This is a genomic window from Luteitalea sp., assembly GCF_022842525.1.
In the GTDB taxonomy this organism is placed as follows: Bacteria; Acidobacteriota; Vicinamibacteria; order Vicinamibacterales; family Vicinamibacteraceae; genus Luteitalea.
Genome location: NZ_JALHPM010000014.1, coordinates 1 through 19850 on the forward strand (window position 1 = coordinate 1; position 19850 = coordinate 19850).

The 19850-nt window shown below is 70.4% G+C and carries 17 protein-coding genes; 13 read left to right on the forward strand and 4 right to left on the reverse strand.

Annotated elements, in window-relative coordinates:
- The 5 genes from Q0C41_RS04760 to Q0C41_RS04780 all read left to right on the forward strand — a co-directional run.
- On the forward strand, positions 1-1045 hold a 1045-nt coding region (locus Q0C41_RS04760; RefSeq protein WP_291981409.1), incomplete at its 5' end, for a hypothetical protein.
- 7 nt (positions 1046-1052) lie between these two features.
- Positions 1053-1847 (forward strand): MIP family channel protein, encoded by a 795-nt coding sequence (locus tag Q0C41_RS04765; protein WP_291981411.1) that lies wholly within the window; start codon positions 1053-1055, stop codon positions 1845-1847.
- A gap of 123 nt (positions 1848-1970) precedes the next feature.
- On the forward strand, positions 1971-3461 hold the full coding sequence (glpK, locus tag Q0C41_RS04770) for a glycerol kinase GlpK (RefSeq protein ID WP_291981413.1): 1491 nt from the start codon (positions 1971-1973) through the stop codon (positions 3459-3461).
- Positions 3462-3549: 88 nt separating this feature from the next.
- Positions 3550-3849: a hypothetical protein gene (locus tag Q0C41_RS04775; protein WP_291981415.1), complete on the forward strand. Its 300-nt coding sequence runs from the start codon at positions 3550-3552 to the stop codon at positions 3847-3849.
- Positions 3850-3878: 29 nt separating this feature from the next.
- Positions 3879-5159: an AcvB/VirJ family lysyl-phosphatidylglycerol hydrolase gene (locus Q0C41_RS04780; protein ID WP_291981417.1), complete on the forward strand. Its 1281-nt coding sequence runs from the start codon at positions 3879-3881 to the stop codon at positions 5157-5159.
- Here Q0C41_RS04780 and Q0C41_RS04785 read toward each other — a convergent pair.
- Entirely contained in the window at positions 5156-6094 is a 939-nt protein-coding gene (locus tag Q0C41_RS04785) for a universal stress protein (RefSeq protein WP_291981419.1), read from the reverse strand. The genes Q0C41_RS04780 and Q0C41_RS04785 overlap by 4 nt on opposite strands.
- A gap of 9 nt (positions 6095-6103) precedes the next feature.
- A complete protein-coding gene (locus tag Q0C41_RS04790) occupies positions 6104-8314 on the reverse strand; it encodes an ATP-dependent RecD-like DNA helicase (RefSeq protein ID WP_291981421.1) in 2211 nt (736 codons plus the stop codon).
- A 22-nt stretch (positions 8315-8336) separates the two neighbouring features.
- Between Q0C41_RS04790 and Q0C41_RS04795 the strand changes: the two genes are divergently transcribed.
- Positions 8337-10631, forward strand: a complete 2295-nt coding sequence (locus tag Q0C41_RS04795) for a fused MFS/spermidine synthase (protein ID WP_291981423.1) — start codon at positions 8337-8339, stop codon at positions 10629-10631.
- Here Q0C41_RS04795 and Q0C41_RS04800 read toward each other — a convergent pair whose 3' ends face one another.
- Positions 10632-11621, reverse strand: coding sequence for a Gfo/Idh/MocA family oxidoreductase (locus Q0C41_RS04800; RefSeq protein WP_291981425.1), 990 nt, complete (start codon positions 11619-11621; stop codon positions 10632-10634).
- A gap of 45 nt (positions 11622-11666) precedes the next feature.
- On the opposite strand from Q0C41_RS04800, the gene Q0C41_RS04805 reads away from it, so the two are divergent.
- From Q0C41_RS04805 to Q0C41_RS04825, 5 genes are read left to right on the forward strand one after another with little or no spacing between them, the layout of a single operon-like run.
- Positions 11667-12428 (forward strand): (Fe-S)-binding protein, encoded by a 762-nt coding sequence (locus Q0C41_RS04805; protein ID WP_291981427.1) that lies wholly within the window; start codon positions 11667-11669, stop codon positions 12426-12428.
- The gene (locus tag Q0C41_RS04810) at positions 12425-13849 is read left to right on the forward strand and encodes a LutB/LldF family L-lactate oxidation iron-sulfur protein (protein ID WP_291981429.1); all 1425 of its coding nucleotides are present in this window, start codon (positions 12425-12427) and stop codon (positions 13847-13849) included. Before Q0C41_RS04805 ends, Q0C41_RS04810 begins: the two co-directional genes overlap by 4 nt.
- Positions 13846-14541, forward strand: coding sequence for a lactate utilization protein (locus tag Q0C41_RS04815; RefSeq protein ID WP_291981431.1), 696 nt, complete (start codon positions 13846-13848; stop codon positions 14539-14541). The genes Q0C41_RS04810 and Q0C41_RS04815 overlap by 4 nt, the downstream gene beginning before the upstream one ends.
- Positions 14538-15059, forward strand: coding sequence for a hypothetical protein (locus tag Q0C41_RS04820; RefSeq protein WP_291981433.1), 522 nt, complete (start codon positions 14538-14540; stop codon positions 15057-15059). Before Q0C41_RS04815 ends, Q0C41_RS04820 begins: the two co-directional genes overlap by 4 nt.
- Positions 15056-15892, forward strand: a complete 837-nt coding sequence (locus Q0C41_RS04825; RefSeq protein WP_291981434.1) for a hypothetical protein — start codon at positions 15056-15058, stop codon at positions 15890-15892. The genes Q0C41_RS04820 and Q0C41_RS04825 overlap by 4 nt, the downstream gene beginning before the upstream one ends.
- Here Q0C41_RS04825 and Q0C41_RS04830 read toward each other — a convergent pair.
- Complete coding sequence (locus Q0C41_RS04830; protein ID WP_291981436.1) at positions 15834-16655, reverse strand: glycerophosphodiester phosphodiesterase; 822 nt, start codon at positions 16653-16655, stop codon at positions 15834-15836. The genes Q0C41_RS04825 and Q0C41_RS04830 overlap by 59 nt on opposite strands.
- A 99-nt stretch (positions 16656-16754) precedes the next feature.
- Between Q0C41_RS04830 and Q0C41_RS04835 the strand changes: the two genes are divergently transcribed.
- Both Q0C41_RS04835 and Q0C41_RS04840 read left to right on the forward strand, forming a co-directional pair.
- The gene (locus Q0C41_RS04835) at positions 16755-18287 is read left to right on the forward strand and encodes a hypothetical protein (protein WP_291981438.1); all 1533 of its coding nucleotides are present in this window, start codon (positions 16755-16757) and stop codon (positions 18285-18287) included.
- Positions 18288-18476: 189 nt separating this feature from the next.
- The gene (locus Q0C41_RS04840; RefSeq protein WP_291981440.1) at positions 18477-19721 is read left to right on the forward strand and encodes a VWA domain-containing protein; all 1245 of its coding nucleotides are present in this window, start codon (positions 18477-18479) and stop codon (positions 19719-19721) included.
- Positions 19722-19850: the final 129 nt, after the last annotated feature.

The window sequence follows — 19850 nt, forward strand, 5'->3', positions numbered from 1 at the left end:
GCTGCTGCCGACGCTGGACGAGGCGTGTGCCGCGCTCCATGCCGATGCGCATCCCCTGGCCGATGCGCCGACGCGGCACCTGCTGCGGCATGCCCGGCTCGACCTGGCCGAGGCGCTGGCCGCCGGGCGCGAGGCCGCGCAGGCGCTGGCCGCCGCGTCGGAGCCGTCGGCCTCGTGGCTCGAGGTGCTGCACCTGGCCATGGCCGCCGCCCACGGGCTCGACGGGACGGCGAGCGAGGCGCCGCCGTGTCCCGCGGCGCGGTTCTCGACCACCCCGCGGCCGTACGACCCGGTGCCGCGCCGTGATGCCCGCTTCTCCGATCCCTACAACATGGGCGTCAACGCAGAAGCGTTCGTCTACGACACGAGCTTCCCGCCCGAGCCGAAGCTGCTGATGCTCGCCTACAAGCGCCTGCGCGAGATCGACGTCCCCGAGATGATGGCCAGCATCATCGTCGAGACGACCGGCAAGCCGTGGGGCTACACGCGGGACATGACGCGGCAGCTGTGGGACGAAGCCCGCCACGCGATGATGGGTGAGGTGCTGTTTGCCGACCTCGGCGTCGACTGGCCGGCGCTGGTGCGCGTCAACTTCACGTGGTCGCTCGGGCTGAACACGCAGATCACCGCGCTCGAGCGCCACGCCGTCCTGTATTTCATCGAGCAGGGCCTCATGCCGCGCCATGGCAAGCGCTACGAGTGGGAGATCGCCCAGGCGGCCGGCTCGCCGCTCGCCATCACGTTCCAGGACTACGACTGGGCCGACGAAGTGCTGCACGCCCGCATCGGCAAGCAGTGGTATGTCTCGGCGATGCCGAGCCAGACCGAGGCCCTGCGCGCCGGCGATCGCGCGTGGTCGCGTGTCCTCATGGACTGGACGGCCTGGCAGCGCGACGGCCTCACGACGCACGAGAACTGGTGGCCGGCGCTATATGCCGACGCCTGTCAGCGGCTCGGCTGGACGCCCGACCCGCGCGTCGCCGCGTTCGACACCTCCTACGCCGACCAACGCGCCGACCTGAAGTCGGTCAGTCACTCGGGATAACCCCACGATGCGTGAAGCCCTCGCGGAATTCTTCGGTACGGCCATCCTGATCACCTTCGGCGTGGGGGTCGTCGCGCAGACGGTCCTCAGCGGCAACACGGCGGGCAGCCCGCTCGGCATCCACCTCTGCTGGGGCATCGCGGTGATCCTCGGCGTGTATGCCTCGGCCGGCGTCAGCGGCGCCCACCTCAACCCGGCCGTCACGCTCGCCCTGGCGCTGCGCCGTGGGTTCCCGTGGCGCCGGGTCGGTCCCTACGTGATCGCCCAGGTCCTCGGCGCCTTCGTCGGTGCCGCGATCGTCTACCTCACGTACCGCGAGGCCTTCGCCCCGCTGGATGGCGGCGTGCGGCAGATCCTCGGGGCGCAGGGCACGGCCGGCATCTTCGCCACCTATCCGGCGGCGTACCTCTCGACCTTCGGGGCGTTCGTCGACCAGGTGATCGGCACGGCGCTGCTGGTGGCGATGGTGTTTGCCATCAGCGACGAGCGCAACGCGCCGCCGGCCGCGTCGCTGGCCCCGGTGTTCGTGGGCCTCACGGTGATGGCCATCGGGATGGGCTTCGGCGTCAACGCCGGATACGCCATCAATCCGGCGCGCGACTTCGGCCCGCGGCTGTTCACCGCCCTGGCGGGATGGGGTGGCGGTGTGTTCACGGCGGCCAACGGCTACTGGTGGGTGCCCATCGTCGCGCCCTGCGTCGGTGCGGTGGTCGGCGGTACGGCCTATGACCTGTTCATCCGCGCGCATCACCCGGCGCAGACCAATCGCCTCGCCGACCCGATTCAGCGCGTCGAGCGATAGAGGACGACGCCTCGCCGAGGCGTCAGCGGCGGCCACGACGGCCGGTTCGGAGAACCGGCCCTACCCCGATGCCCCTGACGGCCGGTTCGGAGAACCGGCCCTACCCAGCGATTCCGACTCCCGATGACCTACGTCCTCGCTCTCGATCAAGGCACCACGTCCAGCCGCGCCATTCTCTTCGGGCGGGACGGACGCGTGGTCGCCCAGGCCCAGCAGGAGTTCCCGCAGATCTTCCCGGGACCCGCGCTCGTCGAACACGATCCGGAAGCCATCTGGTCCTCGCAGTTGGCCGTGGCCAGGGAGGTGATGGCCAAGGCAGGCGCCACCGCGGCCGACATCGCCGCCATCGGCATCGCCAACCAGCGTGAGACGACCGTGCTGTGGGAGCGCGCCACGGGCAAGGCCGTGGCGAATGCCATCGTGTGGCAGAGCCGCGTCAGCGCCGGCATCTGCGATCGCCTGAAGCAACAGGGGCACGAGGGCCTGATTCGCCAGAAGACCGGTCTGGTCGTCGATGCGTACTTCTCGGGCACGAAGGTCAAGCACCTGCTCGACGAGCACGAGGGGCTGCGGGCCAGGGCCGCGCGCGGCGAGGTGCTGTTCGGGACGATCGAGACCTTCCTGCTGTGGCGCCTCACCGGCGGCGCGATCCATGTGACCGACGTCAGCAACGCTTCGCGCACGCTGATGTTCAACATCCACACCCTCGAGTGGGACGACGACCTGCTGGCGCTGCTCGACGTGCCGCGGGCGATGCTGCCCGAGATTCGCAGCAACAGCGAGGTCTACGGGCACACCACGCCGGACCTGTTCGGTGCCGCGATCCCGATCGCCGGCGCGGTCGGCGACCAGCAGGCGGCGCTCTTCGGCCAGGCCTGCTTCGAGCCGGGCAGCGCCAAGAACACCTACGGGACCGGCTGCTTCATGTTGATGAACACGGGCGACACGCCGGCTCCTTCGAAGCACGGGTTGCTGACGACGGTGGCGTGGCAGCGCGGCTCGGAGGTGACCTACGCCCTCGAGGGCGCCGTGTTCATCGCCGGTGCCGTGGTCCAGTGGCTGCGCGACGGGCTGAAGCTGATTCCCACGTCGGCGGACGTCGAACGCCTGATGCTCGAGTCCACCGACGCCGACGGCGTGCTCCTCGTGCCGGCGTTCGTCGGTCTCGGCGCTCCGTACTGGGATCAGTACGCCCGCGGCCTCGTGATTGGCCTGACGCGCAACACGACGGCGTCGCATCTGGCGCGCGCGGCGGTCGAGTCGATGGCCTACCAGACGCGCGACGTGCTCGAGGCCATGCAGCAGGACTCCGGCATCACGTTGTCGAGCCTCAAGGTCGACGGCGGCGCCACGGTCAACGCGCACCTCCTGCACTTCCAGGCCGACCTGCTCGGCGTGCCGGTGCGCCGCCCGGCCGTCGGCGAGACGACGGCCCTCGGCGCGGCATACCTCGCCGGCCTCGCCGTCGGCTACTGGAACGATCTCGAGGACGTGCGCCGGAACTGGGCGCTGGACCGCGAGTTCGCCCCGTCCATCGACCAGACCGAACGCGACCGCCGCTATCGCCGCTGGCAGCGCGCCGTCGAACGATCGCGGGACTGGGACAAGGAATAATTCAGAATTCACAATGCAAAATGCAGCGCGGGGCCGGCAGGGTCAGCTCTTCCGTACCCGCGCAGCGCAGCGCTCTGCAAGGCCCCCCTTGCTGCGCTCCGAATTCTCAATTTGCGGCACTAGCCTCAATTGCCCGTCCCCCAAGGTGGCGGTGCAGGCGTCGATGGCGGTGCTGGCCCCGCGCTTCATTCTGAACTTTGAATGTCGAGACACACGCCTCAATTGCGAGTCTGCCGAAGGTGGCGTGCAGGCGTCGATGGCGGTGCTGGCCCCGCGCTTCATTCTGAACTTTGAATGTCGAGACACACGCCTCAATTGCCCGTCTGCCGAAGGTGGCGTGCAGGCGGCAGATGGCGGTGCTCGCCCCGCGCTTCATTCTGAATCCTGAATTCTGAATTGTTGATGTAGCCTGCCCTCGTGCCCCTCACCGGTCGGCGCAGGCGCAGGCGGGAGGTCTGGCGACGCCTTGGCGCCGGCGGCGTCCTGCTGCTCGCGGCCGGCGTCGGCCTCGGCGACGACCTGCGCAGCGCTCCCGACGTCCGGTTGGGCGCGCGGGCCGTCCGCCTCGACCTGCCACATCTGGGTACCACGCCCGTCCAGGTGCCGCGCGCCGCGCCCACCGGCGTGGTCCTGCTGCTGCATCGCGCCGGCAGTCCAGCCGAGCGCACCGCCCTCGGCGAGGCGATCCCCGGTCATGTGCTCCTCGTGGACGTCGACACGACCCGTCTCGCGGTGCCAGCCGACATCGCGTGCGCGGCCGTCGCGCCGGTGCTCGAGGACATCTCCCGGCGCGCGCAGCGCGACGCCGGGCTGACCCGGTACCTGCGTCCGGTCGTGGTGGCGACGCCGGGGGCGCTCGCCCTCGCCGCATCGGCCCTGGCGGGCGCCGCACCAGGGGCCCTGCCCGGCGCGGTGTCCGTGGGCGCTCCCGTCGAGGACCTGCCGACCGACTGCGAACGCGCGCCGTCGTCAGAGCCACCGGCGGTGGACCGCTGGCGATTCGCCTCGTCCGCACGCACGCTCCGTGCGCCGCTGGACGAGGCCCTCGCGGTGGCCGCCAGCGAGGCCTCCCCCGACCGCACGCCCGTCCAGCGGTGGCTGAGGCACTTCGATCTGCCGCTGACCGCGGCGTGGTCCTCGCGGCCACGAGGCATGCTCGTCCTGCTGTCCCCGGCCCGCGGCTGGCGGCAGCCGGAAGAACGGCTGGCCCGCCAGCTGGCCGACGCGGGCATCCATGTCGTCGGGATCGATGCGTTGCAGTCGTTCTGGCAGCGGCGCTCACCGCGCGACGTCGCGCTGGAGCTGCAACGACTGACCGACGCCCTGGCGAGCACCGGGCTTCCGGTGTTCATCGGCGGGCGCGAGTTCGGCGCCGAGACGATGGCGGTGGCGGCGGAGATGATGCCGCCCGAGCGCAGGATCGCCGGCGTGGTGCTGGTGCACCCCGGCCCGACGGCGTTCTTCGAGGTCGAGCCACCGGCGCTGGCGCTGCGGCCGATCGGGCCGCACGACTGGTCGACCCGTGCGGCTGTCGAGAAACTGCGACGGCCGACGCTCTGCATCGCCGACACGCCCTCGTCGAGCGCCACCCTGCTCTGCCGATCCCTGGCCCGACGCGGCCAGGCCACACTCGCTCAGACGGGTGCCGATGAGGCGTCGCTCGGCACGACCATCGCCCGCTTCATCCTCGAGCGTTAGGCGGGGCCGAGAAAGGCGAGGGAACCGTTGGCGCGCGCTTCGTGCGGCACCGCGAGCACGGGCACCGGCGATGCACACAGCACGCGGTAGGCGACGGCGCCGACGCGGGTGCCGATCAGCCCGGGCACACCGCGGAGGCCGAGGACCACCAGGTCGACGTCGGCGCGGTCGGCGACCGCCGCAATCTGGTCGGCCACGGCGCCCTCGGCAACCTCGAGCATGGGGCCGGGCGCACCGCCGACCTCGTCGGCCAGACGTTCGAGCGCCTGCTGGGCGGCGCTCATCTCCGACGTGCGGAAGCCGTTGATCTGCTCCGCCAGCTCTTCGCTCATCGTCGGGCGCAGCACCGTCCAGCGCGTGGCCGTGCCGCCGGTCACCACGTGCAACAGCCGCAGCCTGGCGTGACTGGCCCGCGCCACCCGCGCCGCGATCCGCGCATCGTCGAGCGCGTGGTCGTGGAAATCGACGGGCGCGAGGACCTCCTCCATGGAGCCCAGCGTCCGCATCGGTCCGCCGTCGACGGCCGGGGGCACGACCAGCACCGGCCGTGTCGTCTTGCGGAGCACCCGCTCGGCCACCGAGCCGAAGACGAACTTGCTCACGCCGCTGGCCCCCTGCGTGCCGAGGACCACCAGCTGGGCCTCGACGGCGTCAGCCTGGCCGAGGATCTCCGTGGACGGGTCGCCCACCGGCACGACCAGCTGGTGCTGCGCAGACGCGCCGGCGCCGAGCGTCTCGTCGACGAATTCGCCCAGCGCCTGCCTCAGCAACGCGAGGGGATCGGCGCCAGACCGCACGCCCTCGGCCGCCGCCAGCAGGGGGTCGGCGACGGTCACGATGGTGAGTCGTTGCGCGAACGTGGAGGCGATGCGACTCGCAGTGGTCAGGGCGAGCCCCGACGCGCGCGAGAGGTCGACGGCACAGAGGATCGACATGCTGGCAGTTTACGCCGACAGCAGCGTGCGCAGCTGTGACCATCGGCGGCGGGTCTGAGCGCCCCGGACGGCGATGCCAAGCGCCCGTGCCTGCCCGACGAGCACCACGAGCTGCTTGCCGCGGGTCACCCCGGTGTAGAGCAGGTGCCGCTGCAGCATCGGATAGTGCTGCGTGGTGACCGGAATCACGACCGCCGGGTACTCCGACCCCTGCGCCTTGTGGACGGTGGTCGCGTAGGCCAGCACGAGCCGGTCGAGATCGCCGAAGTCGAAGACGACGAGGCGGCCGTCGAACTCGACGCTCATCGTCTCCTCCTCGACGGCGATGGCCCGGACGACGCCGAGGTCGCCGTTGTAGACCTCCTTGTCGTAGTCGTTCTCGATCTGCATGACCTTGTCGCCGACGGCGAAGCGCTGTCCGTAGCGCTCGATGGCCGGGGCGCCGTGCGGATTGAGCAGACGCTGCAGCGACTGGTTGAGGGCGTGCGCCCCGAGACCGCCGCGGTTCATCGGGCACAGCACCTGGACGTCCCGCACGGGGTTCAGGCCGAAGCGCTGCGGAATCCGCTCGGACACGACCTGCAGCAGCAGCTGAAGGGCGCGGTCGGCGTCCTCGGCCTCGACGAAGAAGCAGTCGCCCTGCCCGGCCTGACTGAAGGCGGGCATCTGGCCGGCATTGATCGCGTGCGCGGCGACGACGATGCGGCTCTCCGCGGACTGGCGATGAATCTCGGTGAGCCGGGCCACCGGCACGCGGCCCGACGCGATGACGTCGCCGAGCACCTGTCCGGGCCCGACCGACGGCAGTTGGTCGACGTCGCCGACGAGCAGCAGCCCCATCCCATCCGGGACGGCCTGCAGCAGGTGCGCCATCAGCACCACATCGACCATGGACGACTCGTCGATCACGAGCAGGTCGCCCTCGAGCGGATGGCCGGCACGGCGTCGGAAGCGGCCGTCCTGCGGATTGATCTCGAGCAGGCGATGGATGGTCCTGGCCTCGAGCCCCGTCGCCTCGGTCATGCGCTTGGCCGCGCGCCCGGTGGGCGCCGCCAGCAGCGGACGCACGCCCTTGGCCATCAGAATGCCGAGAATCGCGCGCAGCACGGTGGTCTTGCCCACACCGGGGCCGCCGGTCAGCACGAGCACGCGCGCGTCGAGTGCCAGGGCGACCGCCGTCCGCTGACTTGGCGACAGGGCCAGCGCGAGTTTCTCCTCGATCCACGGCAGGGCCCGTTCCGGGTCGATCGCCGGCCACGGGCGGGGACGGTGGACCAGATCGGACAGCCGCTGGGCGACCGAGCGCTCCGAGGCGTCGAGGGCGGCAAGAGCCAGCACCGGCGCGCCGTCGATCGACGTCGCGATCAGCGATCCCGCCTCGACCTCGAGGGCGATCGCCTCGTCGATGAGGGGGGCCGCAAGGTCGACCAGCGTGGCCGTGCGCTCACGCAGATCCGAGGTCGGCAGCGCGCAATGGCCCTGGTCGACGGCCTCGGACAGCACATGCAGGAGCGCACCGCGACGACGGCCCATCGCGTCGAGCGGCACGCCAATCTGGCGGGCAATCTGGTCGGCGGTGAGGAACCCGATGCCACGAATGTCGCGGGCCAGACGGTACGGATCGTCGGTGAGGACCTTCACGGCGTCGGCGCCGTACGTCCGGTGGATGCGGACCGCGCGGCTGGTGCTGACCCCATGGGTGTGCAGGAACACCATGATCTCGCGGACCGCGCGCTGGCCCTGCCAGTTCTCGACGATGCGTCTGGCGCGCACGCGGCCGATGCCGGCGATGTCGAGGAGACGATCGGGTTCGCGATCGATGACGTCGAAGACGGCCGTGCCGAAGGCGCCGACCAGTTGTTTGGCGAGATGCGGCCCGATCCCCTTGATCAGCCCCGACCCGAGATAGCGCTCGATCCCCTCGGGCGAGTCTGGGGGCGAGACGCGAATCCAGTCGGCCTTGAACTGCTGGCCGTGGGTGCGGTCCTGCACCCACGCCCCCGTCGCGTGGACGTGCTCGCCGACCGCGACCTGCGCCGCATGCCCGACGACCGTCGCCGGCTCGCGGCGGCCGCGCAAGCTGACGCGCAGCACGCAGAACCCGCTCTCGGCGTCGTGGTAGGTGATGCGCTCCACCTGCCCCGACACGTATTCGGCGGCCTCCCCACTCCCAGCTGGCAGCGGCGACCGGACCGGTCGGTTATCATGACGCTGACTCATGCGTATTGCGCTATCACGCGCGGTGGGGGTAACCCCGATCGCCCTGTCGGCACTGTTCTTCCTGTCCGGTGTCAGCGGTCTGATGTACCAGGTGCTCTGGCTTCGGATGCTGTCGGTCGTCTTCGGCGTGACGGCCTATGCCGCCAGCACCGTCCTCGGCAGCTTCATGGGAGGCCTGGCCCTGGGCAGCCTGCTCGCGGGTCGACTTGCCGACCGCGTGCGTAGCCCGCTGCGCTGGCTCGCGGCCGTGGAACTGGGCATCGCCGTGATCGCGCTGCTCACGCCCACGCTGCTCAAGGCGGCGCAGACCGTGTACGGGCAGGTCGCCGAGGCCCTGCCCGAGAACCTCGTCGCCCTCACCGTCGCGCGGCTGGCCTGCTCGGCCGCCGTCCTCATCCTGCCGACGACGTTGATGGGCGCCACCACGCCTCTCGTCGTGCGCGCCGCCACCACGACGCGCGGCGTCCTGGGACCGCGTGTCGCGCTGCTCTATGCCGTCAACGCGGGCGGGGCCATCACGGGCGCCGTCCTGGCCGGATTCTATCTGATAGGCGGCGTCGGCTTGCGGCGGACCTTCCTCATCGCCGCCGGCCTCAACCTCGTCGTGGGCCTGGGCGCGCTGTACCTCGCCCGGCAGGCTGACGGGGCGGTCGCGCCCGAGGCGAGTGACGCGCCGACGTCGGTCGAGGGCCACGCCGCCTCGCTCGTGGTCCCGCCGGCGACCGGGTGGACGTCGCGCCTGGTGCTGACCTTCTTCGCGCTGTCCGGGCTCGCGTCGCTGGCGCTCGAGGTGGTCTGGTTCCGGATGCTCGTGCTGATCCTGCCAGCTACCACCTACGCCTTCACGACGATGCTCGCGACCGTGCTCGGGGGCATCTCGCTCGGCAGCGCCCTGGCGACACGGGTGCTGCGACGCGAACGTGACTGGGTCCGCTCGTTGGCCCTCGTCAACCTCGGGACGGGCCTGGCCGTCCTGGCCTCGTTGCTGTTGCTGACCACGACGTATCAGTGGGGCTGGAAGACCTCGGCGCCGATCCAGGCGTCAGTCGTGGCGATCTTTCCGAGCGCGTTCCTGATGGGACTTGCCTTCCCCATCGCCCTGCGGGTCTGGGCCGGGAGCGGCGACCCCTCGTCGCCTGACCTGGCACGCCGCATCGGGCTGGCCTACGCCATCAACATGCTCGGCGCCATCGCCGGGGCCGTGCTCGGCGGCTTCGTGCTCCTGCCGTGGCTGGGAAGCCGGCTGAGCCTCGTGCTCGCGGCCTGGACCTATGTGCTCAGCGGACTGCTGCTGGCCACGCGCGCGGGGGCGCCGAGGCGGCTGATCGTGCCGGCCGCCGCGACGATGCTGGCCTGCGGCTGGCTCGCCGTGCAGCAGGAGGACCTGTTCAAGGTGACCATCGGCCGGCGCTACCCGCGCGGCGAGGTGGTGTTGTGGCGCGAGGAAGGCGTGCAGACAACGGTGGCCGTGAACCGCGCGCCTGGCGGCATGAAGGTGATGTATCTCGACGGGCTGCACCAGGCCAACGACTCGTTCCAGATGGTCCGCCTGCACGCGCAGATCGGCCTCTTCCCGCTCGCCCTGCACCCGAACCCGCACGACATCCTCGTGATCGGGCTCGGCGGCGGCGCGACGGCCGGGGCCGTCAGCCGTCATGCCGGGGTGGAGATCGACGTGGTCGAACTCTCCGACAGTGTCGTGCGGGGTGCCGCGCAGTTCGCGCACGTCAACAACGACGTCCTGCGCCAGCCCAACGTGCACCTGCGGGTCTCGGACGGACGGAACTACCTCGCCCTGACCGACAAGCGCTACGACGTCATCACCGCCGACATCATCCAGCCCCAGCACGCCGGCGCCGGGCTCGTCTACTCGCGCGAGTACTTCGAGCTGGCACGCGCGGTGTTGAAGGACGACGGGATCATGCTGCAGTGGATCGGCCATCGTCCGAAGGTCGAATACGACCTCATCATGCGGACCTTCCTCGAGGTGTTTCCCGACGCCACACTGTGGAACGGGGGAACCCTGATGGCCGGCACGAAGCGTCCCCTGCGCGTGAGTCGCCAGGCCTTCAACCACAAGTTGCAGGACCAGCACACCGCCGCAGCGCTGGCCAGCGTGGGGCTCGGCTCGTTTGGCGCGCTGATGGGCGCCTACAGTGGCGATGCCAACGCGATGAGGGCCTTCGTCGGCCCGGGGCCCCTGCTCACCGACGACCAGCCCCGCATCGAGTACCACCGATCGCTCGACCAGCGGGACGTGCAGGTCGAGCTCGAGGGGTTCCGCGGCAGGGGACGCGAGCGCGTCGAGCTGCCGTAGCTACGGCAGCTCGACGGTGTTGCCGGTCCGGGCGCCCTTCAGCAGCGCCGTCAGCGTGTCCACGTTGTCGAGGCTGTCGTCGAGGGTCACGAGGGGCGCACGCCCGCTCCGGGCACTCTCGCGCACGTCGTCCACTTCGCCCTGGTAGAGGGCGGGCCCTTCGACCGTTACGAGGTACGTCTCGGTGGGCGTCATGACCTCGATGGTCTCGACCGTCTCCGGCTTGAACGGCCGCTTGATCAGCAGGCGGCCCTCGCTGCCGATGACTTCCATCTCGGTCTTGAACGGCGACTCGAAACTGCTGTGCACGTGGGCGACGATGTCGTCCGGAAACTGGATCTGCCCGAAGAAGCTGAGGTCGATCGTGCCCGGCGACCAGTTGGCCGCGGCCTGCACGGCCACGGGCCGCTGGCCGACGACGGTGCGGGCGAACGAGACCGGATAGCATCCGACGTCCCAGAGGCTGCCGCCGCCGAACTCGGGGTCCAGCCGCGTGTCCGCGGGACGGTCGAGCACGAACGAGAACGTGCCGCGCACGCCCTGCAGGCGGCCGATGGTGCCGTCGTGGGCGAGTTCCCGGACCTTGGCCACCAGGGGGTGGTGGCGGTACATGAACGCCTCGGTGATGACCACGTCATGGGTGCGCGCGGCTGATTGCAGGGTGCGCACGCCGGCGCCGTCGAGCGACATCGGCTTCTCGACGAGCACGTGCTTCTTGGCTTCGGCCGCCTTCTCCGCCCACTCGACATGCATCGAGTGCGGCAGCGGAATGTAGACGGCATCGATGTCGGGGTCGGCGAGCAGTTCTTCGTAGCTGCCGTAGGCGCGGGGAATGCCCTGCGCGTCCGCGTAGGTGCGCGCCCGCGCGAGGCTGCGCGAGGCGATGGCCAGCAACTGGTGTCCGTTGGACGCCAGCGGGCCGACGAGGGCTCGATTGATGCGGGCGACCCCGAGGATCCCCCAACGGAACGGCGCAGGCGTATCGGTCACGCGAGGATAGTAATGCCGGACGCCACCGCGATCCATAATCCGGGCATGTCCTCGCCTGCCGCCCCCGCGACGCGGCCGACCCGGGTCCAGTTGCTGGTCACCTGCCTGGTCGATCACTTCTCGCCGTCGACGGCCGACGCCGTGGTCCGCGTGCTCGAACAGCACGGTGTCGAGGTCGTGGTCCCCGAGGACCAGACCTGCTGCGGGCAGCCCGCCTGCAACGCCGGCGCGCGACCCGACGCCATCGCGATGGCCCAGCACACCATCGCCGTCCTCGAGCGGGACCCGGCCCCGGTGGTGATTCCTTCGGGCTCCTGCACCGACATGCTCGTGCATCAGGCCCCGGCGCTGCTCGCCGGTGATCCGGCCTGGGCGGCGCGCGCCGCTGCGGTGGCGGCCCGGACCTGGGAGTTCAGCCAGTTCCTCGTCGACGTGCTCGGCGTGACGGCGGTGCCGTCGTCGACGACCGGCACGCTGGCGTATCACGCGTGCTGCCACGGCTTGCGCGGCATCGGCATCGACGCGCAGCCGCGCGCGCTGCTGGAGCACGTGGGCGCGGCCACGATGGTCGCGCTGCCCGAGCACGACACGTGTTGCGGCTTCGGCGGCCTGTTCGCGGTCAAGCTGCCGGACATCTCCGGGGCGATGCTCGATCGCAAGTGCCGGCAGATCGCCACCTCGGGCGCCGACACGATCGTGGTCACCGACATCAGTTGCGCGATGCACATGCAGGGCGGCCTCGATCGCAAGGGCCAGGCGGTGCGGGTGCGCCACATTGCCGATGTGCTGGCCGGGGAGGGTGCATGAGCCAGGTCGCGCCACTGCCGTTCTACACGCGGGCCCGCCAGGCGATGGCGGACCAGAACCTCCAGACCGCCCTGGACCGCGCCACGGGCCGGATGGTCGTGGCGCGCAAACAGGCCATCGGACTGATCGCCGATGGCGAGGCGGCCCGTGACCATGCGCGACAGATTCGCGCCCACACCATCGCCAATCTGGACCGCTACCTCGACGAGTTCGTCGCCAACGCCACGGCCCTCGGCGTCCACGTGCACTTCGCGGCCGATGCCGAGGCGGCCACCCGACTGGTCGTCGACATCGCGCGGGCCAACGACGTCACGCGGGTGGTCAAGGGCAAGTCGATGGTCTCCGAGGAAATCGAGCTGAATCACGCGCTCGAGGCCGCCGGCATGCGGGTGGTGGAGACCGACCTCGGCGAGTACGTGATCCAGCTCGATCACGACGTGCCGTCGCACATCATCGCGCCCATCATCCACAAGACGAAGGAGCAGGTCGCCGAGACGTTCCGTCGAGAACTGCACGCCACCGAGGCCGAGGTCGCCGGCATCCCGGAGATGACGGCGTTCGCGCGCCGGATGCTGCGCGCCGAGTTCCTCGCCGCGGACATGGGCATCAGTGGCGTCAACTTCGCCGTCGCCGACAGCGGCAGCCTCTGCCTCGTCGAGAACGAAGGCAACGGCCGGCTTTCCACCACCGTGCCTCGACTGCACGTGGCCCTGATGGGCATCGAGCGCGTCGTCCCCACCGCGGCCGACCTCGCCGTCTCCCTGCGGGTGCTGGCGCGCAGCGGCACGGGCCAGGCGCTGACGGTCTACACCAATGTCATCACCGGGCCACGCCGCGCCGATGATCCCGACGGCCCGTCCGCCCTGCACGTCGTGCTCGTCGACAACGGTCGCTCCAACATGCTCCGGACCGAGCTCGAGGAGATCCTCTACTGCATCCGGTGCGGCGCCTGCCTCAACGTGTGCCCGGTCTACCAGGAGATCGGCGGACACGCCTACGGCAGCGTCTATCCGGGCCCGGTCGGTGCGGTCTACACGCCTGGCGCCTTCGGCATGGGCCCGTGGGCCGATCTGCCGCAGGCGAGCAGTCTGTGCGGCGCGTGCAAGGACGCGTGTCCGGTACGCATCGACATCCCGCGCATGCTGCTCGCGCTGCGCGCCCGCGCCGAGGAGGGCGGGCACACGCCGCGGTGGGTCGGCGACGGCTTGCACGTGTTCCGGCTGCTGGCGACGCGGCCGCGCCTGTTCCGATGGGCATCGGCCGTCGCGAGGCGACTGTCGCGCTGGTTCGGGCCGAACGGATTCGACCGGCTGCCGGGGCCGCTCGCCGGCTGGACACGTCACCGGCACTTTCCCGCCATGGCCGCCGAGACGTTCACGGCGCGGCGCCGGCGGCAGGCGGAGACGCGAGGCCAGTCGTGACGCGCGACCTGTTCCCGGCGAGCCTGCGCGCGAAGCTGGCCCCGTCGGGCACGGTGGTGCCGCATCCCGGCGCGTTCGCGACCGCGCCGATGCCACCCACCGTGGACGAGGCCCTCGCGCAGTTCACAGAGGCCTGTGAGGCCGTCGGTGGGCGCGTCTCGCGCGTCTCGACCGCCGCCGAGGCCGCCGACATCGCGCTGGGCTATCTCGAGGCTGCCGAGTGGCAACGCGAGGGCACCACGGGGCCGGCACCGTTCGTCTGCTGGGACGCACCGCATCTCGTGCTGCCGGACGTGACGGCACTGGTGCAGAGTCGTGGCGCGGCGCGTCTCGACGCGCACGTGCACGCCGACCAGGCCGCACGCGACCTCGATTCGCGACGGCTCGACGCCGCCATCGTCGGCATCACCGGCGCGCATGCCGCGCTCGTCGACACCGGCACGGTGGTGCTCGTGCACGGGGACGGCCGCGGTCGCCTCGTCTCGCTGCTGCCGCCGGTGCACGTGGCCCTCGTGCCGATCGGCCGCGTGCATGCCACGCTCGGCGAGTTGTTCGTCGCCGAGCCGGCCCTGCTGCGCGCGTCCGCCAACGTCGTGTTCGTCACGGGCCCGAGCCGGACCGCCGACATCGAGATGACCCTGACCCGCGGCGTGCATGGTCCGCGGATCGTCCACGTGGTGTTCGTCGGATGACGACACTGTCGGCGACCACGCGGGAGGTCGCCGTGCGGGCGACAGGGCTCGCGCTGTCGCTCGCGGGCTGCGGAGCACTGCTCTGGCTGTTCGTGCACCAGCCCACCAACCTCGACGAGCTGACGGGCGGGGTCGCGGCCTCGGTCGGGGCCTACCAGATCAACCAGGCCGACTTCGAGCAGGGCCGGCAGTTCTTCGAGACCGACCGGTTCGTCGAGGCGCGCTCGGCCTTCGCGCGAGCCGACCCGGCGTCGAGGCACGCCGTGACGCAGTTCTACGTCGCCTACAGCTTCTACCGCCAGGGGTGGGGACGCGTGTACAGCGACGACACGCTGTTCACGCAAGGGCTCGAGGCCGTCAACCGCGCCATCGCGCTCGCTCCCGGTAGGCGCCTGACCGTCGAGGACCCGGGCCTCGACATGAAGACCGCCGACGAACTGAAGGTCGAATTCGAGCAGGGGCTGACGCGCGACGCCTCCGACTTCAATCCCCTGCGCGTGCTGCGGAAGCGACGATGACGATGCCGTGGGCGCAGCTCGCCGTCCGTGAAGCGCTCGTGCTGCCGCTGTTGCTGATCGGCGTGGCGGCCGGCGGCGGCTTCCGCAGCGGGGTGACTGATGGCGCCTGGCGCTTCCTGCCGCCGACGCCGATGGCGCTGGTGCTCGGCGTGCTGCTGGTGGGCGTGCTCGTGCGCACCGGCGTGCTGGCACCGTGGACGCTCGTCGGCCCGCATCGACACGGCCTCGCCAACGCCAACGGCGCCATGCTGCTCGCCACGCTCCTGCTTGCGTCCTCGCAGGTCTTCACCGCGCTGTCGCCGGAGTCCGGACTGCTGCAGGTGCTGGCCTCGGTCTTCTTCCTGCTGTTGCTCGTCAACACGCTGGCGGCCCAGCCCACCCGCGCACGCGCGATGCAGAGCCTCGGCGTGGTCCTGCTCTCGGCATTCGTGCTGAAGTACGTGATCCTCGACGCGCTCTACGCCCCGGAAGGCAGCCTCGCGCGCAAGGTGGTGACGACGCTGCTCGAAGGCGTGTCGCTCGGCGCCCTCGGCTACACGTCGCACGGCGCCGCCACGGCCTACGTCGCCTTCCTCGTGGTGCTGCTCTACCTGTTCGCGCTGGTGCTGCTGCCGGGGGATGACGACGATCGGGTAGGGCCCGTTCTCCGAACGGGCCGTGACGGCCGGCTCGGAGAGCCGGCCCTACCCAGGGGAGAGCCGGCCCTACCCAGAGCAGAGCCGGCCCGACCCAGAGGCGAGCCGTCCCTCCCAGGCGAGACGTCGCTGCCGGCCCTCACTGGCGCGCGCGCCAGCGGTGCACCAGCGGCACGGCCACATCCGGCCGATCACTGATCAGCCCGCGGACGCCCCAGCCGAGCAGGCGCTCCATCGCCGCGGGCTCATCCACCGTCCACACCGCCACCGGCACACCTGCGCGCGCCGCCGCGCGCACGAAACGACGCGACACCACGCGCATCACGCCGGCTTTCTCGGGGACCTGGAACGCCTGGTAGGCCGTCCGCCTCGGCGCGGCCGCGACCCACGACCGGTAGAGGAACCACCGGATCTCCTCTCGCGCCGCGCTCGACACGACATCGGCGCCCTGGGCCCTCGCCGTCCGCACGACGCCATCGTCGAAGCCCGCGAAGCACACGCGGCGCAGGGCTCCGGCGGCGCGGACCAGCGCGACGGCACCGCGCGCCAGCTCGGGGTCATCGCCCTTGAGCTCCAGGATGATCGGCACGTCGGGATAGCGCGACAGCACCGTCGCGAGTCGGGGAATCCGACAGCCCTCGTCGCGCCACGTCTTTCCGGAGAGGTCGCGGAAGTGGTACCCGGCATCGAGACGCTCGAGGGCCTCTGCCGTGCAGGCGGAGAGCGGGCCGGTGCCACTCGTCGTCCGGTCGAGCGTGGCGTCGTGATGCACCATCGGCACGCCGTCACTCGAGAGGCGGATGTCGAACTCCAGCCCGTCGGCGCCGAGCGACAGCCCGTGATCGAAGGCCGTCAGCGTGTTCTCGGGACGCAACGCCGAGCCGCCCCGATGCGCAAAGACCAGGGGCGCGCCGAGCGACGCAACGGGATGGGGTGGCGAAACGACAGCGGGAGCAACCATGCGGCGAGTGTGGGAGTCCTATGGCGAAGCCGTGTCGTGACGATGCGAGCTCGCCAGAGCCATGCCGGCTCGACAAAATCGACCTGATACTATCGCCCCATGTCCCGACCGACAACGCTTGGCGCGCTGAAGCGGGAGATCGCGGCCGGACGCGTCGCGCGACGCCCCGTGCGATCCGAACTCCGCGACAACCTGCTGGCTCGCCTCAAGGCGGGTGGCCCGATCTTCCCCGGTGTGCTCGGCTACGACGACACGGTCGTGCCGCAGGTGGTCAACGCCCTCCTGGCGCGGCACCACTTCATCCTCCTCGGGTTGCGTGGCCAGGCCAAGAGCCGCATGCTCCGCGCCCTCACCACGTTGCTGGACGACGAGATCCCCGTCGTGCCCGGCTCGGAGATCAACGACGACCCCGTCGCGCCGCTGAGCGCGTTCGGGCGTCATCGCGTGGCCGAAGCCGGCGACGACCTGGCGATCGACTGGCTGCCGCGCGATCGGCGCTACGTCGAAAAGCTCGCCACGCCGGACGTCACCATCGCCGACATGATCGGGGACATCGACCCGATCAAGGCCGCCCGGGCCGGGCTCGCGCTCGGCGACGAGCTGACGATGCACTACGGGCTCGTGCCGCGAGCGAACCGGGGCATCTTCGCGATCAACGAGCTGCCCGACCTCGCCGGACGCATCCAGGTGGGCCTGTTCAACATCCTCCAGGAGGGGGATGTGCAGATCAAGGGCTTCCCGGTGCGGTTGCCGCTCGACATCCTGCTCGTGTTCAGCGCCAACCCCGAGGACTACACGGCGCGCGGCAAGATCATCACGCCGCTCAAGGACCGCATCGGCTCGGAGATCCGCACCCACTATCCCTCGACGCTCGAGGAGGGGGTGGCGATCACCGAACAGGAGGCATGGACGGCCCGCACGACCGACGGCGGACACTCGATCGAGGTGCCGCGCTACATCCGCGAGATCGTCGAGGAGGTCGCCTTCCAGGCCCGCAAGGAGCCCAAGGTCGACAAGCGGTCCGGCGTCAGCCAGCGCCTGCCCATCTCGGTGCTCGAGAACGTCGTCTCCAACGCCGAGCGGCGCGCCGTGCTGCACGATGAAGCCCTCGCGGTGCCGCGCGTCTCCGACATCTACGCGGCCCTGCCTGCCATCACCGGCAAGCTCGAGCTCGAGTACGAGGGCGAACTGAAGGGGGCCGACAAGGTCGCCGCCGACATCATCCGCGCCGCCATCGGCCAGATCTTCGATGCCCACCTCGGGTCGGTCAACTTCCGCCAGGCCATCGAGTGGTTCGACATGGGCGGGTCGCTGCAGCTCGACGACACCGCGTCGGCCGCCGTCCTGCTCGATCAGACGCGCAAGGTGCAGGGCCTGACCGACGCGCCCGAAGCACTCGGCCTGCCCGAGGATGCCCCGGCGCCCCTCATCGCCTCGGCCCTCGATTTCGTGCTCGAAGGGCTGCACGCCCACAAGCGCATCAGTCGCACCGAGGCGGGCACGTACACCGCCGGCGAAGAACCCGTGCGCCGCGGCGGCAAGGCCGACAAGCGACGTGAACGCAAGCTCGCCGACGACGACGATGACGGGTTCGGCGGCGCCGGGGGCGGCGGGGGGCGGTATTACAACTGAGATCGGTCGATCTGAAGGTCGACCGCTACAGTTGCCGCGGAGCGCTCGGCACGTCATCAGCACTCGTTATTGCCGCAGTGACGCCGTGTAACAACGCGCAGGCAAGGCCATTGATGGCTCCGCCAAGGGCGGTAGGCGTCGACCTTCAGGTCGACGCAAAGCGCCGGACCCGGCACACGAAGGCCGACAGTGAAATACAAATACACGAAGTTCATCCCGGACGACCTCGAGGGCATCGACCTCGAGCAGCTGCTCTCGAAGCTGTCCGACCTCCTGCTCGCCAGCGGGTTCGACAACCCCTACGAGCCGGACCCGAACGCGCACGGGCACACGCGGCAGGAACTGCAGGACGCCATCATCGAGGCCCTGCTGTCCAACGGCCTGCTGTCGCCCGAGCAGATGGAGCGCCTGCTCGGCGAGCCGGCCGACGGCGACAGCACGTCCGGGCTCGAGCAGTTGCTCGACAAGCTGATCGATCGGATGGGCCAGCAGGGCTACCTGACGCCGCAGCCCGAGCAGGGCACGCTGAGCGGCGGCCAGGACGGCACGGACCTGCCGCCGGTGAAGTTCGAGGTCACCGACAAGGGGATCGACTTCCTCGGGTATCGCGCGCTACGTGATCTACTGGGGTCGCTCGGCCGCAGCAGCGCGGGTCGGCACGACACCCGCGACATGGCCACCGGCATCGACGCCGGCGGTGCCGTCAAGCCGTACGAGTTCGGCGACACGATGAATCTGGATCCCGTCGCGACGCTGCTCAGCTCGGTCGGACGCAACGGGTTGCCCGAACCCGGGCAGGGCTTCGAGCTCGACTACCCCGACCTGCACGTGACGCAGGGCGAGTACCAGAGTTCGTGCGCCACGGTGGTGATGCTGGACTGCAGCCACAGCATGATCCTGTACGGCGAGGACCGTTTCACACCCGCCAAGCGTGTCGCGCTGGCGCTGGCGAATCTGATTCGCCACCAGTATCCCGGCGATGCCCTCAACGCCGTGCTGTTCCACGACTCGGCCGAAGAGGTGCCGGTCGAGCAGCTCGCCCGGGTGCGCGTGGGGCCGTACTACACCAACACCCGCGAAGGTCTGCGGCTGGCGCGCCGTGTGCTCGAGCGCCAGAAGAAGGACATGAAGCAGATCGTGATGATCACCGACGGCAAACCGTCGGCCATCACGCGCCCGGACGGGCAGATCTATCGCAACGCCTTCGGCCTCGATCCCTACATCGTGTCGGAGACGTTTGCCGAGGTCGCCGCCTGTCGCAAGGCCGGCATCATGATCAACACGTTCATGCTCGCGCGCGACTACGAGCTGATGGCGTTCGTACGCCGCGTCGCCCAGATCTGCCACGGCAAGGCGTACTTCACCACACCGATGACGCTCGGACAGTACGTGCTGACCGACTACATGAACAACAAGACGCGCACGGTGCACTAGTAATTCAGGGCCCGTGCCGCGATATTCAAGGTTCAGAATGAAGCGCGGGGCCCACAGGGTCGGCTCTGCCGCACGTTCATGACGACAGAGTGGCGTCGCGTGCTGGAGACCAGACGGGATCCGCGCGGA